The organism is Streptomyces sp. NPDC030222 (assembly GCF_055573115.1).
This window is the reverse complement of sequence record NZ_JBVICA010000073.1, coordinates 1-1,029: the sequence shown is the minus strand read 5'-3', so window position 1 is coordinate 1,029 and position 1,029 is coordinate 1. Positions and strand designations below refer to the sequence as shown.

Here is a 1,029-nt window from a genome sequence, read left to right as displayed (position 1 = left end):
ATCGGCAGAGCCCGCAGGCGGTTGGGGCCGGAGCCGTTGAAGGTGTTGTTCGACCGGGTGTGCCGGCCGGTGGCTGCCTCGGACACGGCTGGTGCCTGGTATCGGCGGTGGCGTCTGGTCGCGGTGGACGGCACCACGTTTGATGTGCCGGACACCGAGGCCAACAGCTCGTTCTTCGGCCGGCCCGGCTCGGGTCGTGGGCAGCAGCGCAGTGCGTATCCGCAGGTGAGGGTTGCCGCCCTGGTGGAATGCGGGACACATGCGGTGTTCGCCGCGGCATCTGGCCCGCTCTCGGTGCATGAACAGCAGCTGATTCCCGGCCTGCTGGGCCGGCTGGAGCCGGGAATGCTGCTGATGGCCGACCGCGGCATCACCGGGTTCGAGCTGTGGCAGGCCGTCTCGGATACGGGCGCGGACCTGTTGTGGCGGGTCCGCAAGAACGTCGTGCTCCCGGTCCTTGAAGCCTTCGACGACGGCTCCTATCTGTCCGAGATCGCGGCCACCGGCCACCGCGCCCATCGTGATCCGGCCCGGGTGAGGGTCATCGAGTACACCCTCGGCCGCGACGGCGACGACATGGTCTACCGGCTGATCACGACCATCTGCGACCCGGACCAGGCGCCCGCCACCGACCTGGCGGGCCTCTACCACCAGCGGTGGGAGATCGAGAACACGCTGGACGAGATCAAAACCCATCAGGGCGGACACCGCCTCGTCCTTCGCTCGCAATACCCCGACGGTGTTGAGCAGGAAATCTACGGCTTCCTTCTCGTCCACCACGCACTTCGGGACGTCATGCACGCAACAGCTCACCAAGCCGGCATCGACCCGGACCGGCTGTCCTTCACCCGCACCCTTCGCATCGCCCGCCGCCACGTCACCGACCAGGCGGCGCTTTCCCCCCTCACGACTCAGCCGAGCCCTGACCCACACCATCCGTGAGCTGCTGGAAAGACTCCTGCCACCCCGCAGACAACGCTCCAACCCCCGCGTCATCAAACGCAAGATGACCAACTGGCACCTCAAACA

Annotated in this window: 1 protein-coding gene; it reads left to right on the top strand. The window is 67.2% G+C overall.

Translation table 11 applies throughout. The features are described from left to right. Complete coding sequence (locus tag ACZ4Z5_RS33365) at positions 1–942, top strand: IS4 family transposase (RefSeq protein WP_468270038.1); 942 nt, start codon at positions 1–3, stop codon at positions 940–942. Positions 943–1,029: the final 87 nt, after the last annotated feature.